The sequence below is a fragment of the Lysobacter concretionis Ko07 = DSM 16239 genome, assembly GCF_000768345.1.
GTDB lineage: Bacteria > Pseudomonadota > Gammaproteobacteria > Xanthomonadales > Xanthomonadaceae > Novilysobacter > Novilysobacter concretionis.
On record NZ_AVPS01000001.1, the window covers coordinates 233,396 to 254,346 of the forward strand.

Genomic DNA, 20,951 nt, shown 5'->3' on the forward strand with positions numbered 1-20,951 from the left:
TTTCGCTCCGTGGCCATGAGCACACCAGTCGAGGACTTCCTGTCCCATCTGGCGGTGGAGCGGAGGATGTCGCCGCACACGCTCGACGCGTACCGGCGTGACCTGACCGCGCTGGCGCAGTGGGCGGACGCGCAGCAACTGGATCTGGTCGGCCTGCAAACCGAATCGCTGCGCGCATTCATCGCCGCCGAGCACCGCCGCAAGCTGTCGCCCAAAAGCCTCCAGCGACGCCTGTCCGCGTGCCGGAGTTTCTACGGCTGGCTGCTGAAGCACGGCCGCATCGAGGCCAGCCCGGCCGCCGCGATCCGTGCCCCGAAAGCGCCGAGAAAACTGCCGCAGGTGCTCGACGCCGACGAGGTCAAGGTGCTGGTCGAGGTGCCCACCGACGCGCCGTTGGGCCTGCGCGACCGCGCATTGCTGGAGCTGTTCTATTCCTCCGGCCTGCGCCTGGGCGAGCTGTGTGCCCTGCGCTGGCATGATCTCGATCTGGACGACGGCCTGGTCACCGTGCTCGGCAAGGGCGGCAAGCAGCGCAGCGTGCCGCTGGGCTCGTTCGCCCGCGCGGCATTGGCCGAATGGCGCGCCTCCACCGGCGCCGCCAACGACAGCCCGGTATTCCCCGGCCGCAACGGCCCGATCACCCCGCGCGCGGTGCAGTACCGCCTGGGTCAGCTGGCCCTGCGGCAAGGCCTTTCCAAACGCGTCCACCCGCACATGCTCCGCCACAGTTTCGCCAGCCACATCCTGGAGTCCTCCGGCGACCTGCGTGGCGTGCAGGAACTGCTCGGCCACGCCGATATTGCGACCACCCAGATCTACACCCACCTCGACTTCCAGCACCTGGCCAGCGTTTACGACGCGACCCATCCGCGCGCGAAGCGGAAGTCTGCGGACGAAGACTGAACAAAGTTACGCGCGGCGAGCCGGGCATCCGGCTCAAGTTGCTCAACGGATATCCGCCTGGTTGAACCGGGCTCCCACTTCGCTCTGAAGGGAACGTCGAGGCTCGTTGTATGACATCGACGCTGATGCCGCGTGGACAGGTCGTGCCGGGTATCCATTCCAGTCGCTCCCCGATACTCGCTTGGTGGAATGGACACCCGGCACGACCTCCGCAGAAATGTCGCACGACGCGACAGGAGCAGCCCGCAGTCCGGAGTGCGGCAATCCGTCGCAGCAGATCAGCACCTGGCTCCAACAACCGCCCTGAACGCAGGTAGCGGCCGTCGGGTGCCGTTTTCACCAAGCGAATATCGTGGAGCGACTGAAAACGGCACCCGATGGCCGCCCCCAATCTGTATCCGCCGCTACCGTCGCTGTTGCTGTTGCTGTTGCTGTTGCTGTTGCTGTTGCCCCTGCCGCTGCCGCTGCCGCTGCCGTTGCCTCCAGGCAGCAACACCCCCCAACCTTGAACCCGCCGCCCGCGAACCCCACCTCTTGCGGACACCAACGGAGGCCACATGGACCCCAGCCAGAACCCCCACGTGTTCCACGCCACCACCATCGTCTCGGTGCGTCGCGACGGCCGCGTTGCCATCGCCGGCGACGGCCAGGTGACACTCGGCAACACGGTGATGAAATCCAACGCCCGCAAGGTGCGCCGGCTCGGCCGCGACGGCCAGGTCATCGCCGGTTTCGCCGGCGCCGCCGCCGATGCCTTCACCCTGTTCGAAGTCTTCGAAGCCAAGCTCGAAAAGCACGGCCAACTGACCCGCGCCGCCGTCGAGATGGCCAAGGACTGGCGCACCGAACGCCGCTTCGGAAAGCTCGAAGCCCTGCTGGTCGTCGCCGACAAGGAGACCTCGCTGGTCATCAGCGGCACCGGCGACGTGATCGAGTCCGACGACGGCATCCTCGCGATCGGCTCCGGCGGCATGTTCGCCCTGTCCGCCGCGCGCGCGCTGATGGCGCACTCCCAACTGGACGCCAAAGCCATCGCCACCGAAGCCATCAACATCGCCGGCGATGTCTGTATCTACACCAACCGCAACGTCGTGGTGGAAGAACTGTGAGCATGAAACTGGACAACACGAACGCCACCATGACCCCGCGCGAGATCGTGCAGGCGTTGGACACCCACATCGTCGGCCAGCAGGACGCCAAGCGCGCGGTCGCCATCGCGCTGCGCAACCGCTGGCGGCGCAGCCAGCTCGACGAGGAGCTGCGCAACGAGGTCATGCCCAAGAACATCCTCATGATCGGCCCCACCGGCGTGGGCAAGACCGAGATCGCGCGGCGGCTGGCGACCCTGGCCAACGCCCCGTTCGTGAAGGTCGAGGCGACCCGCTTCACCGAGGTCGGCTATGTCGGCAAGGACGTCGAGCAGATCATCCGCGACCTGGCCGACACCGCGGTCAAGCTGTACCGCGAACAGGCCAAGCACAAGGTCCGCACCCACGCCGAGGAGCGTGCCGAAGACCGCATCCTGGATGCGCTGCTGCCGACCCGGACCAAGGGTCTTGGCGGCGGCATCGGCTTCGATCCGCACGTCGCGGCGGCCGAGCCTTCGGCGCAGGAGTCCGAAACCCGCATCAAGCTGCGCCGCCAGCTGCGCGCCGGCGAACTGGACGAGCGCGAGATCGACATCGAGACCGCGATGAACGTCGGCGTCGACATCATGGCGCCCCCGGGCATGGAGGAGATGGGCCAGCAGCTGCGGCAGATGTTCTCGCAGATGGCCGGCAGCAAGGTCAACAAAAAGACCCTCGCGATCAAGGCCGCGCGCCCGCTGCTGATCGAGGAAGAGGCCGGCAAGCTGGTCAACGAGGAGGAGATCCGCGAGGCCGCGATCGAGGCCTGCGAGCAGCACGGCATCGTGTTCATCGACGAGATCGACAAGGTCGCCAAGCGCGGCGACAACATCGGCGGCGGCGACGTCTCCCGCGAAGGCGTGCAGCGCGACCTGCTGCCGCTGGTGGAAGGCTCCACCGTCAGCACCAAGTACGGCTCGGTGAAGACCGACCACATCCTGTTCATCGCCTCGGGCGCGTTCCACATGGCCAAGCCGTCCGACCTGATCCCCGAGCTGCAGGGCCGCTTCCCGATCCGGGTCGAACTGTCCGCGCTCAGCAAGGCCGACTTCATCCGCATCCTGACCGAACCCAAGGCCGCGCTGACCGTGCAGTACGTCGAGCTGATGAAGACCGAAGGCGTCAGCGTCGCCTTCACCGACGACGCGATCGAACGCATCGCGGAGATCGCCGCCATCGTCAACGAGCGCCAGGAAAACATCGGCGCCCGCCGCCTGCACACCGTGCTCGAACGCCTGCTCGACACCCTCAGCTACGAAGCCCCCGACCGCGACGGCCAGGCCATCACCATCGACCGCAATTACGTCGATGCGAACCTGGGCGAGCTGGTGAAGGATCCGGATCTGAGTCGCTACATCCTGTAGCCGTCGACCAACGAGGAGACTTTCATGGGATTGCTGGTTGACGGTGAGTGGCAGGACAAGTGGTACGACACGGCCGGTGACGGCAAGTTCCGGCGCGAGGAAGCGGGCTTCCGCGACTGGCTGAGCGCCGACGGCGGCCCGGGTCCGGATGGGCAGGCCGGCCATCGCGCCGAGCCCGGCCGCTACCGGCTGTACGTCAGCTACGCCTGCCCATGGGCGCATCGCACCTTGATCGTGCGCGTGCTGAAGGGACTGGAGGATCTGGTGCCGGTCTCGGCCGTGCACTGGCGGATGCGCGACCATGGCTGGACTTTCGAGGACGCCCCCGGTGTCATCCCCGACCCGGTGATGGGCGCGATGTACATGCACCAGCTGTATGCCCGTGCCCGCCCCGGCATGACCGGCCGGGTGACGGTGCCGCTGCTGTGGGACCAGGCCACGGACACGATCGTCAACAACGAATCGTCCGAGATCATCCGCATGTTCAACACCGCCTATGACGGGCTGGGCGCGAAGCCGAGCAACTTCTATCCCGAGGCATTGCGGGGGCAGATCGACGCGATCAACACCCGCGTCTATCGGGACGTCAACAACGGCGTGTACCGCGCCGGCTTCGCGACCACCCAGGCCGCCTACGAAGAGGCCGTGCGGCCCCTGTTCGACACCCTCGACTGGCTGGAGTCGCGACTGGCGGCAGAGCATTGGCTGGTCGGTAGCCGGCTGACCGAGGCGGACATCCGCCTGTTCACCACTCTGGTGCGCTTCGATGCCGTCTACCACGGCCACTTCAAATGCAACCTGCGACGGATCGCCGACTACCCCGCACTGCACGCATTCACCGCGCGGATGATGGAACTTCCCGGCGTCCGCGATACGGTGCACTTCGACCACATCAAGCGGCATTACTACGAGAGTCATCCGACCATCAACCCGACCGGCATCGTGCCGCTGGGGCCGGTGGAGATGTATTAGGCGGCTCGCGTCTGATCGTCATCCCCGCGAAGGCGTGGATCCATGCCGTTAGAGGCGCCCGGTAGCCCCTCTACACATTGGGAGCGGCACGCGACGCGATCTCACCCAGGAGATGTCGTTGGCGGTATGAAGGCGCTGCCGGTCTATCGCGGTGACGGCGCATTGAAAGCATTTCCGCAACCACCTGGGAGCAGGCGGTTCCACAAGCCACTGTTTTCACGCTGATTTAGCGTAAGTCCGGCAATGCTGCAGCGCAAGATGCACAACTGTATTGTTTGTGTACAGTTGTCCTTGAGCGGCCACAAGCCATTGTCCGGTGCCTGCCACAGGGGGGTATTTCAGGTCGGTCCCGGGATCGGTTGCTCATGTTGTTCGGGTTTTCTTATCCAGCGAAACAACCTCGGGGAATACCGATATGAAATACAAAGGAATGTTCGTGGGAGGCATCGCGATGGCCATTGCAATGGCCTTTGCGGGTAACGCCGCCGCCGCTCCCTCTGATGGAGCCCAACTGTCCAATGGCAAGATCAAGTTCTTCCTGGCCGATCCGGAGCTCGGGTTGGCCGGTGTCTACAACGCCAATGGGGTCGATCTCTACTTCGAAGCCCGCCGGTCGGTGGACGAAGTGAGCGGCGCGCCGGGTGCGCTCAGCCTCCGGGTGGTGGACGGCGAGGCGCGCACCGTGGCGCTTGGCGGCGAGTCGTATGCCACGAACTGGGTTCCACAGCAGGGAGAGTTCACAGCCAGGGAGGGCTTTTCCTATGCGCGATCACTGACCGGACTGGGCAAGGCGCTGGAGGCCGCCGATCTGCATGTGTCGTTGTCGGCCGAGAAATCCGGTCTGGCCGACCTCGCCCGGCAGGCGTCGACCACGTCGGCGGGCAGCTACCCCGCCCGTGCCACCGAGCGCATGCGGGCGTCGTTCACTCCCGATGTCATGCAGGTGGTCGACTTCTATCGGCAATCGGCAAGGGACATCCAGATGACCCGTACCCGCGACGGCATGCTGGAGGCGAAGCTGGGCAACGGCATCGCGTTCGTGAGCTCGCAGCAGTTTGTCGTCGACGAGCCGGATCCGGTGACGGGTGAGATGGGTCGTATCGACGCCTACTCGATGGTGAAGGCCGTCGACGGTTACGTCTTGGCCAGCGAGCTGGGCGGCGATCTGGTACCGGAGGGCTGGGCGGATGAGATGGAACTCGAGACCGCGCGGGACCCGGATGCCATCGCGGCGGACTTCGGTCGTGCGGCAACGGCGTTGAATGCTCTGGCATATAACTCCGGCTCGACTTCGGGCGTGACGCTGGGCAATCCGGCCGAACTGGCGGCGATGCACCGCTTGGCGCAGACGATGGTGACCCACCTGTTGCCGGTGCGCGACACCACACCTCAGCCGCTACTGGGTGGGCCGGACAACCAGATTGCCGCCGGTGGCCGTTATCAGACCTATATCCAGGTCTGGAGCAAACCGTTCGTGCTTATCGCCCAACACTCGGGAACCCGCGTTGGCCATTGGCTTTACAACAGCACCACGTCCAGCGTTAAAACGCATGCGGGCTGGCGCAGTTTCTGTAACCACGGTACCTGCGCCACCGTGTCTCCAATGACGCACAGGTGCACCTATACCGGGCCGCGCCTGACCTATTACCGCCGTCCAACCATCCGGACAGACGCGGGTGGACATACCTGCTCAACGCAGTACAACGTGTTCAGCACGGCGGGTGGCCACAACTGCCACGACGATTCATCGGTGCAGGTCCGTGCGGTGCGCGGGCAGTCCTACAGCACCACCGGCGGGCGCTGCGGTAACGATGGGTACTTCTCGGGCTACGCGCCCAGCTGCGGCGTGCAGTAACTGACGTCACCCCGGCGCTGACGCGTCGGGGTGTTTGGCTCTTGTTGAAATGGCAGCGCCGGACATTGGTCCGGCGTTGTCATTTGGCCTGCGGATGCATCCGCTGCGCGCCAACGACGATCATCTTGACCATCGTGGTCAGCTGGTCGATCTGCTCCGGGTCGCTCGAGCGCGGGAGGTCGATCGCGCTGCCGCCAACCGCAAACACCAGGCGGGTAATGGCACGGGCCACCAGTTCAGGTTCGTGCAGCGGTATGCCGCTACTTGTTGCCAGGCGGATGAGGTCTTCTTGCAGCTCCTCCTCGAAGAAGCTGAGCTGCCGATCGACCGCCTGCTTGTATGCGTTCGAGCCGGCCAGACCCTCGCGCAGCAGCAGGTGCAGGTACCTGTCGTCGGCGCGCAGGCGGTCAAAGAAGGCCTCCACCGAGCTGCGGACCACGCCGCGCCCCGTGCTCGCGCGATTGCGCGCCTGGCCGATGATCGTGCGCAACGAGCTGCCGGCCCGATCGATCAAGACCACCGCCAGTTCGTCGATATCGCGGAAATGACGATAGAAGCTGTTGGGGGCGATGTTCGCCTCGCGCGCCACCTCGCGCAGACCCAGCGTGGAAACGCTGCGGTTCGGCCCAAGCAGTGCGAGCGCGGCAGTGAGCAGATCCTCGCGCGTGATCGAAGGCCGACGACCAAGGCGGGACGGGGAGGCGGGTTGGGAGTGGGGCACGAATGACGCCGGCATCGCAGATGGGATCGCGCCCATCATGACGCAAAGCGGGATGGTTCTCTCGCTATTTGCGGCACTGCGGCCCAGATCGGTGGGCAACTGGTTTGACTACGTCGCGCTTTCACTCGCTACGGCGACCGAGGCGTTCGCTAATCACGTCGATCGGATGAATGATTGCTACCTCCCCGGGTTGGGATTTGTGGGGCGGCCGGCGTGCCGTTTGTAGGGTCACCTTGCAGGCCCTTGCTGGCGATACGCGTTCCAGCCTCCTTGATCGCATCCCAATCGCCTCGCTCGACCCAGGCGAATGCGCAGTTCTTGCTGCGACGTTCCCACAGCTGGCCGATGCGCTTTTTCTCCTGGCTGTCGCCGGCATCGGCGAGGTGGCCACCCTTGTATTCCACCGCGACGATGCCGCCGTTCTCCAGTCCGACGAGGAAATCCGGATAGAAGCGATCCGACGCCGTCTGCAATGAGAACGAGGTCGGCTTGCGCTCGACGTTCCGTATCCACCATGCAACGCCGGGCAACTGGTTCGCGATGTACTCGGCGCACTCGAACTCCTCGCCCCGATCCTTGAGGTTGCCGATCACCGGGAAGAAGTGCCGCTTCAGCGGGATCAGGCCGGTATACGGCGTGTCGTAGGCGTAGCGGCCCTGCTTGATCAGCAGCGCCTTGTCGTCTGAGGTCTGGAAGCGGAATTCGTCGCTGAGCAGGGCATCAAACACCGTCTGCTTGGCGACTTTCAAGCCTGCGACCAGCTTCCGCTCCACCGCGCCGCGCAGGCGGTATTTGCGATAAGCCAGTTCGGCGATGGTGAACTGCGGTTGGCGTCGTTCGAGCAGCCACGTCACCACCGCATTGATCCAGGCCACCTTCTGGTCGCGGTCGGCGTAGGGGAAGTGGATGTTGGCATCGAGCCAGTGCACCAGTTCGGTCGCGCTCCAGTCGTCCTCCACCGAGAACAGCGCCAGTTGACTGTCCAGCCGGTCGTAGATGCCGCACTCCACTTTTTCCAGCTCGGAGATCGAGAGTTGCGCGCGGCGCATGGCTTCAAGGTCATGGGCGAACTCGCCTTCGGTCAGCTCCGGATCGAAGCTGTCGATCTCCCAATCCGCGTCCAGCAACGCGGTCTCATTGAATATCCCGAAGAAGCTGCCCTGTTTCAGGACAAGCTGCGGGATCCGTGCTTCCTCACCACGTTCGGCTGGCGTCCGCTCCGCAGGCGATGGCGAAATCCGGGCCGCCAGCGCGGCATCCAGTCCGTGCTGTACTGCCATCGCAGCACTCGATAGGGAGAAGGTCGCGGCAATCTTCCGGATGTCCTGTGCTGTCGTGTCGCCCTTGATCGTCAGCGTGCCGGTCTCAGGGGATACCTCCACGCGCTTGCGCAGCGAGGCGGACAGGTTGGCGATCGCGTCCGGGTCGGGCAGCACGACGGCGTTGTCCGCTTCCGGGAGCGGCACGGTCACGTCCTGCGAAAACACGTTGCCGGTTGATACCACGTCATCCGGCAACCGGATCAGCTGCTTCGTGTCCAACCGCTCGAAGCCGCTTTGTACCAGTCCATCGCGCAGCCCCTGCACGGTGGCGGCCAGTTCGCTGGACACCACGTAGGCGTAGCTGCGGTTCAAGCTCTCGTGCTGCTTGCGCTTCACGCTCGGCATGCGCAGCACGCGGCCGAGTATCTGCTCCACCGCCGTGGCCGAGGTCGTGTTGCGGAAGGTGAACAGCACATAGGCGTTGGGGCAATCCCAGCCTTCGCGCAGCTTGTCGACGGTGATGATGAATTGCGGATAGTCCGGGTCGCCAACGCGCTTGCCGGACAGCTCGTCCAGCTCGCCGGTGGCGATGGCGATGGACTCGGCCGGAACCTGGAAGTCGGCGATCAGGTGCTGCTTCACCACGTCCGGAGTGAAGGTTGCCGTGTGCGCGCTCCTGCGTTCGGCCTGGATCAGCATCACGACCGGATGGATGATTTCGCCGGTCTGCGCGGTTTCAGCGGCGGCGTCCTGCTCCAGCGCACGCAGCCGCGCGATGGCCTCGGTCAGGGTGACACGCCATTCCGCGTGCACGGCCAGTTCCAGCGGCAGCTTGAGCATGTCCTCGCCCTGCAGGGTGGAGGCGGACACGCTGCGCAGGACGTTGGATGGATGGTGGTTGCGGTCTGGCGTGGCAGTCAGTTCCAGTACACAGCTCGGGCCGAGCTTCACCAGCGTTTCCATCGCCAGCGGCGCGCCCTGACTGTGTGCTTCGTCGACCACGATGAAGGGGCGGCGCATACGGATGACATCCACCAGCGACTGTTCGCCGCGCAGTTGCTCCGGCACATCGGTGAAGTGCGCCATCAGGCTGCCGTTCTGGCGGTTTACGCGCAGGCCCTCGGCGCTTTCGCGCTTGAATGACTGCATTGTGGTGACGACGATGGTTGGCGCGGTATCCAGCGTGGCCGGTTGGACGGACAGGGCCTGGTCGATATTCAGGACGTTGACGCCACCGAACAGCGAGCGCATGTCTTCGTAAAGCAACTCGCCCGGCGTGGTCAGCGCATACAGCGTCTGTTCGCGGATGGGATCCGAAGGCACCAGCCAGATCACCAGCGGAAAGTCTGCCGACAGGAAAGTACGACGCACGCAATCGATCGCCTGTCCGGCCAGCCGGGTCTTGCCGCCACCCGTCGGCACGCGCAGGCAGACATAGGGAACGGACGCCGCGTCGGGCAGCGGGTGATACGGAAGCGAATGGCCGAAGGCCTGCAGCGTGCTTTCGGCGAAGGCCCGCGCCGGGTCGCCCAGTTCACGGGTACGCGACAGGAAGGACTCGTAGTCGTCGAGCAGGCGTTGCTGATAGTCCTTCAGGCCCACGACAGTTCTCTCAGCCGGTAGGGCAGCAACTTGAAGTCGATCTCCAGCTGGTTGAGCCGGACCGGGTCGAAGCGGGTACGGGCGCCATACACCACCCATGGGCCTTCGAAGTCGCCGACCTCTTCCTGCAGCAATTCCAGCGTGCGGCCATTGAGCACGTTGCCGCCCGGGTCGCTGCGGTCACCGAGGATGCCGTTGTAGAGCAGGAAGATCGCCTTGCCATTGGCAGTACCGAGCAGCGGGGAGTTCGATTTATGTCGCTTGTTGCGCACGCGGCCCGATCCGGTTTCGGCGAACCAGACGAACTCGGCGAGTTCGGCGAAGCGCACGTCTTCGCGAATCCGGCCGTCGGCGGTGAACAGTGGCTCCTTGCTCAGGCGGCAGAACTGGAAGCCGCCGCCAAGGCCTTTGACGCGCTCGCCTTTTGCATTGGTGTAGCCGTGTGCGACGCGTGTGACTCGCTCGGACGTGACGTTTCGGGCGATGTCTTCATCCATTTCGACCAGGATGAAGCGCCGTTTGCCTCTGTCTTGGGCGTTCTGCTTCAGGACGGCGTGGGCGGTAGTGCCAGAGCCGGCGAAGCTGTCGAGGACAATGGCATCCCGGTCGGCAAAAGTCGCTGCCCGGACAAGGGTCTGGATCAGGTTTGCCGGCTTCGAATACTGGAAGACGGAGTTGAGATCCACGCCGAGTATTTCGGCCAACTCAGACGAGGCGTCCTCGTTGGTCCCGACTTCCTTCGTGAGCAGGCTACTCAGGCCCTTTTGACCCTGGCTCGCCGCGGCCTTAACCGCGCGCAGAGACATGTTCTTGGTGCGAAGGAAGCACCTGCCGCCTTTTCCCAGCTCATCGTCCAGGTTTGACTGGGTCCAGACGAATGGTCCTCTCAGGTGGACATCGGACACGAAGTTGCCGCCCTTGACCGTCGCCTCCGTCAACAACTCCACCGCCGTACCACCGCGCCCATAGCGACCTCGCGGATAGATGCCGTCTTGAAGTTTGGTTGGGCCCAGATACTCGGCCGGGATCTTGAGTTCCTTTACCGCATTCGTCCGCTTTACCAAGGGGAAGTCCTCGTCCTCCCCCACGTCTTCGCCGACCAACTCGATATCGTTGGATTTCCCGCTCAGGACAACGATGTACTCGGTTTTCTTTGTCAGCTTCTTGGACAGATGGGAACCTTTCCTCTTGCGCTCCCATACGATGCAACCAACAAAGGAAAGCTGGCCGATCTCTTTGGCAACGGATCGAAGATGGTGGATCTCGTTGTCGTCGATCGAAACGAAAATTACGCCGTCATCCCGCAGAAACTGCCGCAGCAGCACCAGCCGCGGATACATCATGCAGAGCCAGCGGTCGTGGCGGTCGAGCGTCTCACCTTCCTTGCCCACCACCTCGCCCAGCCACCGGCGGATTTCCGGGCTGTTGACGTTGTCGTTGTAGGCCCAGCCCTCGTTGCCGGTGTTGTACGGCGGGTCGATGTAGATGCATTTCACCTGTCCCGCGTAGCGCGGCAGAAGCGCCTTCAGGGCGTGCAGGTTGTCGCCCTGGATGATCAGGTTTCCGCTGTCAGTACCGTCATCCGCACTGCAGCTCAACGCGGGCACCGGTTCGAGCAGCCGGTAGGGCACGTCCTTGTGGTGCTTGACCACAGCAGACTTCCCGATCCAGTCCAGTACCGGCATCTAGCGGTTCCCCGCCGAGGAATCCCACAGCACGTGCCGCCTGCGCGCCCACACGCACTCGCGCCCGCGCTTGGCAGCGATGTCCAGTAGTGGTTCGAGCAGGGACTTGGGCATGAGCGTATCGAGCAAATTAGCCCGATACGCTAATTCAAATAAGCCCGATAAGCGAATTCTCAGCGGCCCGCGTCCGTACCTTCAACGGCCATGGGCGATGAGCGACACGAGTTCTCTTTACGGCTGGCCGCGGCGATGCGCGGAAAGGGCTATGCGCCCAGGCCGGGGGTGCTGCACAAGCTCTTCAACAGTCATTACGAGGGGCAGTCGGTCGCTTTCTCGACAGCCTCCAAGTGGCTGAGCGGACAGGCGCTCCCGCGGCAGGACAGGCTGCAGGTGCTGGCGGCGCTGTTCAATGTCGAGCCGCATGTGCTGCGGTTCGGCGGAAAGCTGCGGGTCGGGGAGGCAAGGTTGGATTGGACCGCGCAGCTGGGGCCTCAGGATCGCGAGATGATCCAGGCTTTCGTCGGCCTGCCGTCGACACAGCGCAAGCTGGTGCGAGAGTTGGTTTCAACGCTGGCCGAGGCCGTCAAGACGGGAGCCTGAGCAGCCTCACCCCTCGCCGATATCCTCATTCCACACGTCCGGATTCGCGGCGATATACCCCTGCATCATCTCGATGCATTCGCGATCCGCGAGGTCGATGACCGTGACGCCGGCTTCGCGCAGCCAGTCGATGCCGCCGCGGAAGGTCTCCGATTCGCCGACCACCACGGTGCCGATGTTGAACTGCCGCACCAGGCCGCTGCAGTACCAGCACGGGGCCAGCGTGGTGACCATGATGGTGTCGCGGTAGCTGCGCTGGCGGCCGGCCTTGCGGAAGGCGTCGGTCTCGCCGTGGATCGAGGGGTCGTTTTCCTGCACGCGGCGGTTGTGGCCGCAGCCGAGCAGGCGGCCGTCGGCGTGGTACAGCGCGGCGCCGATCGGAATGCCGCCTTCGGCCAGCCCCTGGCGGGCTTCGGCGACGGCGGTGGCGAGCAGGGCGCGGTAGTCGGGGGTGGCGATCATCCGGATGGGTCCGTAAGGAATGGATGGGTTGATCGTCGTCGTGGTGATGCGGGATGTCGAGGATGGGTGACGCGACCCTGTATGGAGCGGGAAAGAGCATGGCTCCGGCGTTGTCTTCCAGTTGGTCAAAGCACGCCGGACGGTGGCCACTATGTACAGGTCGCGGCTGAAGCCGCTCCTACGTCTGGGAAGTCCCTGTAGGCAAAAGGTCGGTACTGAGGGAGCGGCGACGCGGCCGGCGGGCCGGTGCGATAATCGGCACATGAACGATCCGACTCCCAACGATCACCGCAGCCCCGATCAGTCCGGCGCTTCCGCGGCCCCGGACGCCAACCGGAACGGCACCACCCACTTCGGTTTCCGCGACGTTCCCACCGGGGACAAGCAGAAGCTGGTGGCCGAGGTGTTCTCTTCGGTGGCCGGCAGCTACGACCTGATGAACGACCTGATGTCGCTGGGCATCCACCGGGTCTGGAAGCGCTACTTCGTCGCCACCGCGCAGGTGCGGCGCGGCGACCGGGTGCTTGATCTGGCCGGTGGCACCGGGGATATCGCGCTGCTGCTGAAGGACCGCGTCGGCGATACCGGCTCGATCGTGCTGGGCGACATCAACGGTTCGATGCTGCGTGTCGGCCGCGACCGGATGACCGACAGGGGCAAGGTCGGCGGCTTCGAATACGTGCAGATGAACGCCGAGAAGCTGCCGTTCCCGGATGCGACCTTCGACCTGGTCACCATCGCGTTCGGCCTGCGCAACGTCACCGACAAGGACGCGGCGTTGGCCGAGATGCACCGGGTGCTGAAGGTCGGCGGGCAGGCGCGGGTGCTGGAGTTCTCGGAAGTGAAGTACGACTGGTTCAAGCCGATCTACGACTTCCACTCGTTCAAGGTCCTGCCGCGGCTGGGCAAGCTGTTCGCCAACGATGCGGACAGCTACCAGTACCTGGCCGAGAGCATCCGCAAGCATCCACCGCAGGACGAGCTGAAGGCGATGATGCAGGCGGCCGGTTTCGCGCGTTGCGACTACCGCAACCTGTCGGGCGGCATCGTCGCGGTGCATACCGGCTACAAGGTGTAGGAAAGGCGGCACTTCGCGCGCGTGGCCGGTCGCGGCTACACTCGCGGGCTCACCTGAAACTGTGGGCCCGCCAATGCGTTCCTCGATCCTGACCCTGTGTTTTGCCGCCGCCGTCGTGCTCGGCGGTTGCTCGCGCGATGCCGCGCCGGCCGCCGACACCGCCGCCAAATCCGACGCCGTCACCGCGCCGGGTGCCGAATACGATTCGCTGTCCTATGCCGAGCCCGACAAGGTCCGGATCAGGGACCTCGCGCTCGCGCTGGATGTCGATTTCAACGACAAGCAGATCAGCGGCAGCGCCACCTACGACCTGGACTGGGTCGATCCCGAGGCCACCGAGCTGGTGCTGGACACCCGTGACCTGACCATCGAGAAAGTGGTCGGCGAGCGCAGCGACGGCAAGTGGGTCGACCTGAAGTACGAGCTGGCCGACGCCGACAAGCTGCTGGGCAGCAAGCTCAGCATCCAGGCCCCGGAGCGCAACGGGCGCATCCGCGTGACCTACCACACCGCGCCGCAGGCCTCGGGCCTGCAGTGGCTGACCCCGGCAATGACCGAGGGTGGCAAGCAGCCCTTCATGTTCAGCCAGTCGCAGCAGATCCACGCCCGTTCCTGGGTGCCGCTGCAGGACACTCCGCGGGTGCGTTTCACCTACACCGCGCACGTGACCAGCCCGAAGGACGTGATGGTGTTGATGAGCGCCGACAACGATCCCAAGGCCGTGCGTGACGGCGATTACACCTTCGAGATGCCGCAGGCGATCCCGTCCTACCTGCTCGCGATCGCCGCCGGCGACCTGGTGTTCAAGCCGATTTCCGACCGCAGCGGCGTGTGGGCCGAGCCGGCGATGGTCGACAAGGCCACGGCCGAGTTCGCCGATACCGAGAAGATGATCGAGGCCACCGAAGCCATGTACGGCCCGTACCGCTGGGGCCGCTACGACATCCTCGTGCTGCCGCCGTCGTTCCCTTACGGCGGCATGGAAAACCCGCGCATCACCTTCGCCACCCCGACCGTGATCGTCGGCGACAAGTCGCTGGTGTCGCTGATCGCGCACGAGCTGGCGCACAGCTGGGCCGGCAACCTGGTGACCTTCTCCAGCCCGAAAGACCAGTGGATGAACGAGGGCATCACCAGCTACGTCGAGAACCGCATCATCGAGGCGCTGTACGGCAAGGACTTCGCCAACATGGAAGCGGCGATCGCGCAGAACGAACTGCGCAAGACCATCGGTGACATGGAGCCGCAGGCGCAGGCGCTGGCGATCCGTCCCGACATCCACGTCAAGGCCGGCGACACCCTGACCGAGGTGGCGTACGACAAGGGCGCGTGGTTCATGATGTTCCTGGAGCACCGTTTCGGCCGCGAGGACTTCGACCCGTTCCTGCGCGGCTACTTCGACCACTTCGCGTTCCAGTCGATCCCGACCACCACCTTCGTGCAGTACGCCAAGGACAATCTGCTGGCCAAGCATCCCGGCAAGGTCACCGAGGCCGAGCTGGACGAGTGGATCTACGGCCCGGGCATCCCGGAGTCGGCGCCGGTCACCGTTTCGCCGCAGTTCGATGCGGTCGATGCCGTGCGCCAGGCCTGGATCGATGGCGGTGCGCTGCCGTCCACGGAGGTCACCGCGAAGTGGAGCACCCAGGAATGGCTGCACTTCCTGGAAGGCATGCCGGCCACGCTGAGCCATGACCAGCTCGCAGCGCTGGATGCCGCGTACGCATTCACCGGCACGCCGAACGGCGAAATCGCGATGCGCTGGTACCCGCTGACCGTGCGCAGCGGCTATCCGGAAGCGAACGAGGCGATCGCCGAGTTCCTCGAGCGCGTCGGCCGCCGCAAGCTGATCATGCCGACCTATGCCGAGCTGGTGAAAAGCCCGGCCGGTCTGGCGATGGCCGAGACGATCCTGGAGAAGGCGCGACCGGGCTATCACCCGATCACCACCGGCTCGGTCGAGTCGGTGATCGCCAAGGCCAAGGGTGATGACACGGTGGTCAAGCCGGTCGACTGATCGCTGTCATCGGTTGAAAGCCTGCTTCGCGACCGCCTCCGGGCGGTCGCGTCGTATCCAGCTTGTGCGTCCGCACCCATCCGGGCTGGTGCCTGGGCGCGACCTGTACGCCTTCCGGGCGAATGTCCCCCGGCCCCGCCTGCGGCGGGTGCCTCCTCCTTTATTTCGCCCCGAAGACATACAGGACACGCCTGTGTTGGTGGATTTGCGCTTCTACAACCACCGTCATGCTGGAACGACGGGGGTGAATGCTCTTGGTGCGAAATAAAGGAGGAGGCACCGGCTTCATCGGTGCCGGGGGACATTCGCACCAAGGGCATTCACCCCCTGCGCCCCGGAGGCGCCACCCCGCCCACACCACCCCTGCGACGCTCCCCCCCTTCGGATCGGAGAAGAACCATTAAGATTCAGACAGGCTTGAACCCGACATCCAAGAGAACCCCGCAATGACCCTTACGCGTACCCGGACCGCCGCCCATCCATCGCAACTCGATCGGCGAATGGTGCGGGCGGGATCACCGCTGCTCGTTGCCCTGGTATGCGCGATGGTGCTTGGCGGCTGCGAGCCGGCACCGGATCCGGAGGTCGTCCGCGCCGAACAGGCTGCCGCGGCCGAACGGAAGGCCGAGGCGATGGCGCAACAGTTCGACGAGCAGTTCGCGGCGGAGAACTGGGACCTGGCCAAGGCGCACGGCGATGTGTTGCTTGCCGAGTATCCCGACAGCCGGGCCGCCGAGCGCATCAAGGCGCAGCATGAGCAGGCCGCAGAAAAGGCCCGCGCCATCCGGGAAGCGCGCCGCACGGCGGCGTTGTGGGCCTATCAGACCCAGCCGGTTGGCAAGAAACAGCAGTTGTCGGCCGCCATCTATGCGCGCGAGAACGTCGAGACCGATGGCAAGGTCGCGCGGCCGGTGCGGCTGATCTTCCGCGACCATCCGGAGTGGGGCCGCAGCAGCTATCTGGTGCTGGAGGCGGGCGACTTCGACTGCTACCGCGGCTGCAAGCTCAAGGTCAGCGCCGACGACGTCACGCGCACGATGGCCGGCAGCCGGCCCGACACCGACGAGGCGATCGCGATGTTCATCGAGGACGAGAAGACGCTGTGGAAGCTGGCCAAACAGGCCGGCGTGCTCAGCATCGAGTTCCCGGTCAAGGCCGGCGGCAAACGCACCGCGTCATTCGAGGTCGGCGGCCTGGATCCGGAGCGGATGCCGGGCTGGAACTAGGCGGCACGCCCCCATCCGCCCCTCCGGGGCACCTTCCCCCGCAGGCGGGAGGTAGGAATCCTCCAGCATGTCCATGATCAGCGCCTGTGCCCACCTTCCCCCGCAGCGGGGGAAGGAAGTATTGCCGGAATGAGCGATCCGCCACTCCCTTGCAGGTGACGGCCAGGAAAGTCGTAACTCGGCGTCGTGCGCCTCTTCCCTTCCCCTGCTTCAGCGGGGGAAGGTGCCCGAAGGGCGGATGGGGGCAGCCGGGGGCCCCGAAAAAACCTTCTACAGCGCGTAACCGAACTGCTGGCGGAACTGCCCGGCGAACTCGTCGTAGTCGAAGCGCTGGTTCTGGGTGCCGGGGTGCTCGACCTTGAGCGCGCCCATCAGGTTGCCGATGCGGCCGATCGTCAGCCAGTCGTAGTTCTTCTGGATGCCGAAGATCAGGCCGGCGCGGAACGCGTCGCCGCAGCCGGTCGGGTCGGTGATGCGGCGCTCGTGCGCGGGCGGGATGTCGTGCACCTCGCCGCCGGTATGGATCACCGCGCCCTTCGGCCCGCGCGTGGCGATGTAGGCCTTCACCTTGCTGGCGATCTCTTTCTCGCTCCAGCCGGTGCGCTCCTGCAGCAGGTTGGATTCGTAGTCGTTGACGGTGACGTAGTCGGCCTGCTCGATGAACGCGCGCAGCTCATCGCCGTTGAACAGCGGCATGGCCTGGCCCGGATCGAAGATGAAGGGAATGCCGGCCTCGGCGAACTCGTTCGCGTTCTGGATCATGCCCTCGTAACCGTCCGGACTGACGATGCCGATGCTCACGCCGGGCACGTCGCGCACGTGGTTCTCGTAGGAGCGCATCATCGCGCCGGGGTGGAACGCGGTGATCTGGTTGTTGTCGTGGTCGGTGGTGATGAACGCCTGCGGGGTGAACAGCTCGTCGATGACCTTGACGTGCTCCAGGCGGATCTCCTGCTGCTCGAACCACTCCCGGTACGGGCCGAAGTCCTGGCCCACGGTCGCCATCGGGATCGGGTCGCCGCCCAGCAGCTTGAGGTTGTAGGCGATGTTGCCGGCGCAGCCGCCGAACTCGCGGCGCATCCGCGGCACCAGGAACGAGACGTTCAGGATGTGCACCTTGTCCGGCAGGATGTGGTTCTTGAACTGGTCGGGAAACACCATGATGGTGTCGTACGCCAGCGAGCCGCAGATCAGGGCAGACATCGGTAATCACACTCCGGGAGGCACCCGCCGCCGGAGTGCAGGCAGGGTTGGGGATTGACGGGTTTCGACGCCGGACGGCGCGCGGCGCATAGATTAGCCGTTGGCCCGGGTTGCGGCCAGTCGCGAAGTGGCGCGGCCGCGGTCCAGGCCGGTTGGTTCGCACGCCGCCCGCGCGCCAGGCGCGCATCGTGCACGCGCCGGATTCGGCAAAGCGACCATCAACGTCGGAAAGCGCCGGAGTACGCCATTTTCCCTTGCCCGGCAAGGGGGCGGTTGCTAGTCTAGTCGACCGCTTCCGGCACCCCTTCCACGGCCCAATCGACGATGTTCAAGAAGTTTCGCGGCATGTTCTCCAACGACCTGTCCATCGATCTGGGCACGGCCAACACGTTGATCTACGTGCGCGGACAGGGAATCGTGCTGAACGAGCCCTCCGTGGTCGCGGTGCGCCAGGACCGGGTGGTCGGCGGCAACCGCACCGTCGCGGCGGTCGGCACCGAGGCCAAGCAGATGCTCGGCCGCACGCCGGGCCACATCACCACGATCCGGCCGATGAAGGACGGCGTCATCGCCGACTTCACCTACACCGAGGAGATGCTCAAGCACTTCATCCGCAAGGTGCACAAGTCGCGTTTCCTGCGTCCCAGCCCGCGGGTGCTGGTGTGCGTGCCGTGCGGATCGACCCAGGTCGAGCGCCGCGCGATCAAGGAATCGGCCGAGGAGGCCGGTGCGCGCGAGGTGTACCTGATCGAGGAGCCGATGGCGGCCGCGATCGGCGCCGGCATGCCGGTGGCCGAGGCGCGCGGGTCGATGGTGGTGGACATCGGCGGCGGCACCACCGAGGTCGCGGTGATCGCGCTCAACGGCATCGTCTACGCGGCGTCGGTGCGGATCGGCGGCGACCGGTTCGACGAATCCATCATCGCCTACGTGCGTCGCACCTACGGCACCCTGATTGGCGAGGCGACCGCGGAGCGGGTCAAGGAAACCCTCGGCTGTGCGTACCCGCAGGCCGAGAACACCAGCATGGAGATCACCGGGCGCAACCTCGCCGAGGGCGTGCCGAAGATGATCACCATCACCGCCAACGAAGTGCTCGACGCGCTGCGCGAGCCGCTGGCCGGGATCGTCACCGCGATCAAGCTGGCACTGGAGCAGACCCCGCCGGAGCTGGGCGCCGACGTCGCCGAGCGCGGCATCGTGCTGACCGGTGGCGGCGCGCTGCTGAAGGATTTCGACCGCCTCGTCAGCGAGGAGACCGGCGTGCACGTGCAGGTCGCCGACGACCCGTTGAGCTGCGTTGCCCGTGGCGGCGGCCGCGCGCTGGACCTGCTCGACATGCACGGCAACGAGTTCTTTGCCCCCGAATAGACCGGTGCAGGCCGACTGACCAACCACCGTGCGCCCCTACGCCAATTCCTCCACGCCCAACCGCCCGGGCGACGTTGCCGCGACGCTGTGGCTGTTGGCCTACCTGGTGCTGGCGGTGGTGTTGATCGTGCTCGACCACCGCGGCGGCTGGCTGACCCAGGCGCGGGGGCAGGCGTCAATGCTGGTGCAGCCGCTGTGGGTGGTGGCCGGCTGGCCCGGCCGGGTGGTGACCCGGCTCTACGACGATGCCGGCACGATGGGCCAGTTACGTGCCGACAACGCCCGCCTGCGCAACGAGTTGCTGGTCAACAGTGCGCGCATCGCGCGGCTGCAGACCCTCGCCGCCGACAACGCCCGCCTGCGCGGCCTGCTGGACGCGGCCGACAGGAACCGCCTGGACGTGCAGCTCGCACCGATCCTGGATATCGACCTGGACCCGGCCCGGCAGCGGTTGGTGGTCGATGCCGGCGGCAATGACGGCGTCCATCTGGGCCAGAGCGTGATCGATGCCGGCGGTCTGCTGGGCCAGATCATCGAGGTGCAACCGATGCTCGCCACCGTGCTGCTGGTGACCGACGCCGCGCATGCGGTGCCGGTGGCGATCGAGCGCAACGGCGTGCGGCTGGTGGTCTATGGCGAGGGCCGCAGCGATCTGTTGCGCCTGCCCAGCGTGCCGCTGTCGAGCGACGTCAAGGTCGGCGACAAGCTGCTGACATCCGGCCTGGGCGGTCGTTTCCCGGCGGGTTTTCCGGTCGGCACGATCGTCACCCTGCATCCCGACGACAGCCGCGCGTTCCTCGTTGGCGAGGTACGGCCGGCGGCGCAGCTGGATCGCGGGCGCGACGTGCTGCTGCTGCGCGGCGTGCTGCCGCGCGACGGGGAAACGGCGTCGACCGGGCCCGATACGGAACGCCCGGAAAGTGCGGCGCCGGCGTCGATGCCAGCGCCGGTTGCCGCCGATACCGGTGAGGCCGTCACGCCCTCGCCGGTGCCCGCCAGCAACGGTGCCCGCCGATGAGTCGCCGCTACCAGTCCTGGCTGTTGCCGGTCAGCGTGATCGTCGGGCTGCTGCTGGGCCTGCTGCCGCTGCCGCCGGCGATGCAGCCGCTGCGTCCGTACTGGCTCGCGCTGGTGGTCGCCTACTGGGTGATCGAGGATCCCGACCGCATCGGCCTGGGGTTCGCCTTCATCGTCGGGGTGGTGGCCGACATCAGCTTCGGCAGCCTGCTGGGCGAGCAGGCGCTGCGGCTGGTGGTGATGGCGTTCATCCTGCAACGCTTCCGCGCGCGGCTGCGGTTCTTCCCGTTGTGGCAGCAGGCGCTGGCGATCGGCGGGCTGCTGCTGAACGACCGCATTGTGGTGGCGGCGATCCATGTCGCCCTGGGCATCCAGCCGCTGCCGATGATGTTCTGGCTCGCGCCGTTGACGGGCATGGCCTTGTGGCCACCGGTGTTCCTGCTGCTGGACGCGCTGCGTCTGGGCAGCTGGCGCAGGAGCTAGGCC

18 protein-coding genes are annotated in these 20,951 nt (G+C 65.7%); 13 read left to right on the forward strand and 5 right to left on the reverse strand.

What is annotated here, in order from left to right; translation table 11 throughout:
* Positions 1–15 precede the first annotated feature (15 nt).
* The 6 genes from xerC (at position 16) to N792_RS00960 (ending at position 6,221) form a co-directional block, all read left to right on the forward strand.
* Positions 16–903 (forward strand): tyrosine recombinase XerC, encoded by an 888-nt coding sequence (gene xerC / locus N792_RS00940; RefSeq protein WP_036191605.1) that lies wholly within the window; start codon positions 16–18, stop codon positions 901–903.
* Between the two features lie 377 nt (positions 904–1,280).
* Positions 1,281–1,412: a hypothetical protein gene (locus N792_RS14245; protein WP_255516710.1), complete on the forward strand. Its 132-nt coding sequence runs from the start codon at positions 1,281–1,283 to the stop codon at positions 1,410–1,412.
* Between the two features lie 48 nt (positions 1,413–1,460).
* Entirely contained in the window at positions 1,461–2,012 is a 552-nt protein-coding gene (gene hslV / locus N792_RS00945; RefSeq protein ID WP_036191608.1) for an ATP-dependent protease subunit HslV, read from the forward strand.
* Positions 2,013–2,014: 2 nt separating this feature from the next.
* Positions 2,015–3,394: an ATP-dependent protease ATPase subunit HslU gene (gene hslU / locus N792_RS00950; protein ID WP_332248761.1), complete on the forward strand. Its 1,380-nt coding sequence runs from the start codon at positions 2,015–2,017 to the stop codon at positions 3,392–3,394.
* Between the two features lie 24 nt (positions 3,395–3,418).
* Positions 3,419–4,366 carry a glutathione S-transferase family protein gene (locus N792_RS00955; RefSeq protein ID WP_036191611.1) on the forward strand — a complete coding sequence of 316 codons (948 nt, stop codon included), beginning with the start codon at positions 3,419–3,421 and terminating at the stop codon, positions 4,364–4,366.
* Between the two features lie 415 nt (positions 4,367–4,781).
* Entirely contained in the window at positions 4,782–6,221 is a 1,440-nt protein-coding gene (locus N792_RS00960; RefSeq protein ID WP_036191614.1) for a hypothetical protein, read from the forward strand.
* A gap of 79 nt (positions 6,222–6,300) precedes the next feature.
* Here N792_RS00960 and fabR read toward each other — a convergent pair whose 3' ends face one another.
* The 3 genes from fabR to N792_RS00975 all read right to left on the reverse strand — a co-directional run bounded on the left by fabR (position 6,301) and on the right by N792_RS00975 (position 11,491).
* The gene (gene fabR, locus N792_RS00965) at positions 6,301–6,957 is read right to left on the reverse strand and encodes an HTH-type transcriptional repressor FabR (RefSeq protein WP_036192272.1); all 657 of its coding nucleotides are present in this window, start codon (positions 6,955–6,957) and stop codon (positions 6,301–6,303) included.
* Positions 6,958–7,091: 134 nt separating this feature from the next.
* Positions 7,092–9,806: a DEAD/DEAH box helicase gene (locus N792_RS00970; protein ID WP_198025559.1), complete on the reverse strand. Its 2,715-nt coding sequence runs from the start codon at positions 9,804–9,806 to the stop codon at positions 7,092–7,094.
* The gene (locus N792_RS00975) at positions 9,797–11,491 is read right to left on the reverse strand and encodes a site-specific DNA-methyltransferase (RefSeq protein ID WP_036191616.1); all 1,695 of its coding nucleotides are present in this window, start codon (positions 11,489–11,491) and stop codon (positions 9,797–9,799) included. The genes N792_RS00970 and N792_RS00975 overlap by 10 nt, the downstream gene beginning before the upstream one ends.
* A gap of 204 nt (positions 11,492–11,695) precedes the next feature.
* Between N792_RS00975 and N792_RS00980 the strand changes: the two genes are divergently transcribed.
* A complete protein-coding gene (locus N792_RS00980) occupies positions 11,696–12,091 on the forward strand; it encodes a hypothetical protein (RefSeq protein ID WP_036191618.1) in 396 nt (131 codons plus the stop codon).
* A gap of 6 nt (positions 12,092–12,097) precedes the next feature.
* Here N792_RS00980 and N792_RS00985 read toward each other — a convergent pair whose 3' ends face one another.
* Positions 12,098–12,553 (reverse strand): nucleoside deaminase, encoded by a 456-nt coding sequence (locus N792_RS00985; RefSeq protein WP_036191622.1) that lies wholly within the window; start codon positions 12,551–12,553, stop codon positions 12,098–12,100.
* A 262-nt stretch (positions 12,554–12,815) separates the two neighbouring features.
* Here N792_RS00985 and ubiE point away from each other — a divergent pair, with 262 nt between their 5' ends.
* From ubiE to N792_RS01000, 3 genes are all read left to right on the forward strand, one after another.
* Positions 12,816–13,631 (forward strand): bifunctional demethylmenaquinone methyltransferase/2-methoxy-6-polyprenyl-1,4-benzoquinol methylase UbiE, encoded by an 816-nt coding sequence (gene ubiE, locus N792_RS00990; RefSeq protein WP_084105251.1) that lies wholly within the window; start codon positions 12,816–12,818, stop codon positions 13,629–13,631.
* A gap of 73 nt (positions 13,632–13,704) precedes the next feature.
* On the forward strand, positions 13,705–15,648 hold the full coding sequence (locus N792_RS00995; RefSeq protein ID WP_036191624.1) for a M1 family metallopeptidase: 1,944 nt from the start codon (positions 13,705–13,707) through the stop codon (positions 15,646–15,648).
* 500 nt (positions 15,649–16,148) lie between these two features.
* Positions 16,149–16,874: a hypothetical protein gene (locus N792_RS01000; protein ID WP_036191627.1), complete on the forward strand. Its 726-nt coding sequence runs from the start codon at positions 16,149–16,151 to the stop codon at positions 16,872–16,874.
* Between the two features lie 270 nt (positions 16,875–17,144).
* Here the strand turns inward: N792_RS01000 and N792_RS01005 are convergent, their stop codons facing one another.
* A complete protein-coding gene (locus N792_RS01005; RefSeq protein ID WP_036191628.1) occupies positions 17,145–18,077 on the reverse strand; it encodes a carbohydrate kinase family protein in 933 nt (310 codons plus the stop codon).
* 324 nt (positions 18,078–18,401) lie between these two features.
* Between N792_RS01005 and N792_RS01010 the strand changes: the two genes are divergently transcribed.
* Genes N792_RS01010 through mreD form a run of 3 tightly spaced genes read left to right on the forward strand, consistent with a single transcriptional unit; the run spans position 18,402 to position 20,948 of the window.
* Entirely contained in the window at positions 18,402–19,448 is a 1,047-nt protein-coding gene (locus N792_RS01010; RefSeq protein WP_036191630.1) for a rod shape-determining protein, read from the forward strand.
* A gap of 28 nt (positions 19,449–19,476) precedes the next feature.
* Complete coding sequence (mreC, locus tag N792_RS01015; RefSeq protein ID WP_036192279.1) at positions 19,477–20,466, forward strand: rod shape-determining protein MreC; 990 nt, start codon at positions 19,477–19,479, stop codon at positions 20,464–20,466.
* Positions 20,463–20,948, forward strand: a complete 486-nt coding sequence (gene mreD, locus N792_RS01020) for a rod shape-determining protein MreD (protein ID WP_036191632.1) — start codon at positions 20,463–20,465, stop codon at positions 20,946–20,948. Before mreC ends, mreD begins: the two co-directional genes overlap by 4 nt.
* Positions 20,949–20,951: the final 3 nt, after the last annotated feature.

Coding starts and splice junctions, on each gene's coding strand:
- N792_RS01010 (WP_036191630.1), top strand. CDS start 18,402: ATGTTCAAGAAGTTTCGCGGCATGTTCTCCAACGACCTGTCCATCGAT.
- hslU (WP_332248761.1), top strand. CDS start 2,015: ATGAAACTGGACAACACGAACGCCACCATGACCCCGCGCGAGATCGTG.
- N792_RS00975 (WP_036191616.1), bottom strand. CDS start 11,491: ATGCCGGTACTGGACTGGATCGGGAAGTCTGCTGTGGTCAAGCACCAC.
- N792_RS01005 (WP_036191628.1), bottom strand. CDS start 18,077: ATGTCTGCCCTGATCTGCGGCTCGCTGGCGTACGACACCATCATGGTG.
- hslV (WP_036191608.1), top strand. CDS start 1,461: ATGGACCCCAGCCAGAACCCCCACGTGTTCCACGCCACCACCATCGTC.
- N792_RS14245 (WP_255516710.1), top strand. CDS start 1,281: ATGGCCGCCCCCAATCTGTATCCGCCGCTACCGTCGCTGTTGCTGTTG.
- N792_RS00980 (WP_036191618.1), top strand. CDS start 11,696: ATGGGCGATGAGCGACACGAGTTCTCTTTACGGCTGGCCGCGGCGATG.
- mreD (WP_036191632.1), top strand. CDS start 20,463: ATGAGTCGCCGCTACCAGTCCTGGCTGTTGCCGGTCAGCGTGATCGTC.
- ubiE (WP_084105251.1), top strand. CDS start 12,816: ATGAACGATCCGACTCCCAACGATCACCGCAGCCCCGATCAGTCCGGC.
- N792_RS00995 (WP_036191624.1), top strand. CDS start 13,705: ATGCGTTCCTCGATCCTGACCCTGTGTTTTGCCGCCGCCGTCGTGCTC.
- N792_RS01000 (WP_036191627.1), top strand. CDS start 16,149: ATGGTGCGGGCGGGATCACCGCTGCTCGTTGCCCTGGTATGCGCGATG.
- N792_RS00955 (WP_036191611.1), top strand. CDS start 3,419: ATGGGATTGCTGGTTGACGGTGAGTGGCAGGACAAGTGGTACGACACG.
- N792_RS00985 (WP_036191622.1), bottom strand. CDS start 12,553: ATGATCGCCACCCCCGACTACCGCGCCCTGCTCGCCACCGCCGTCGCC.
- xerC (WP_036191605.1), top strand. CDS start 16: ATGAGCACACCAGTCGAGGACTTCCTGTCCCATCTGGCGGTGGAGCGG.
- N792_RS00960 (WP_036191614.1), top strand. CDS start 4,782: ATGAAATACAAAGGAATGTTCGTGGGAGGCATCGCGATGGCCATTGCA.
- fabR (WP_036192272.1), bottom strand. CDS start 6,957: ATGCCGGCGTCATTCGTGCCCCACTCCCAACCCGCCTCCCCGTCCCGC.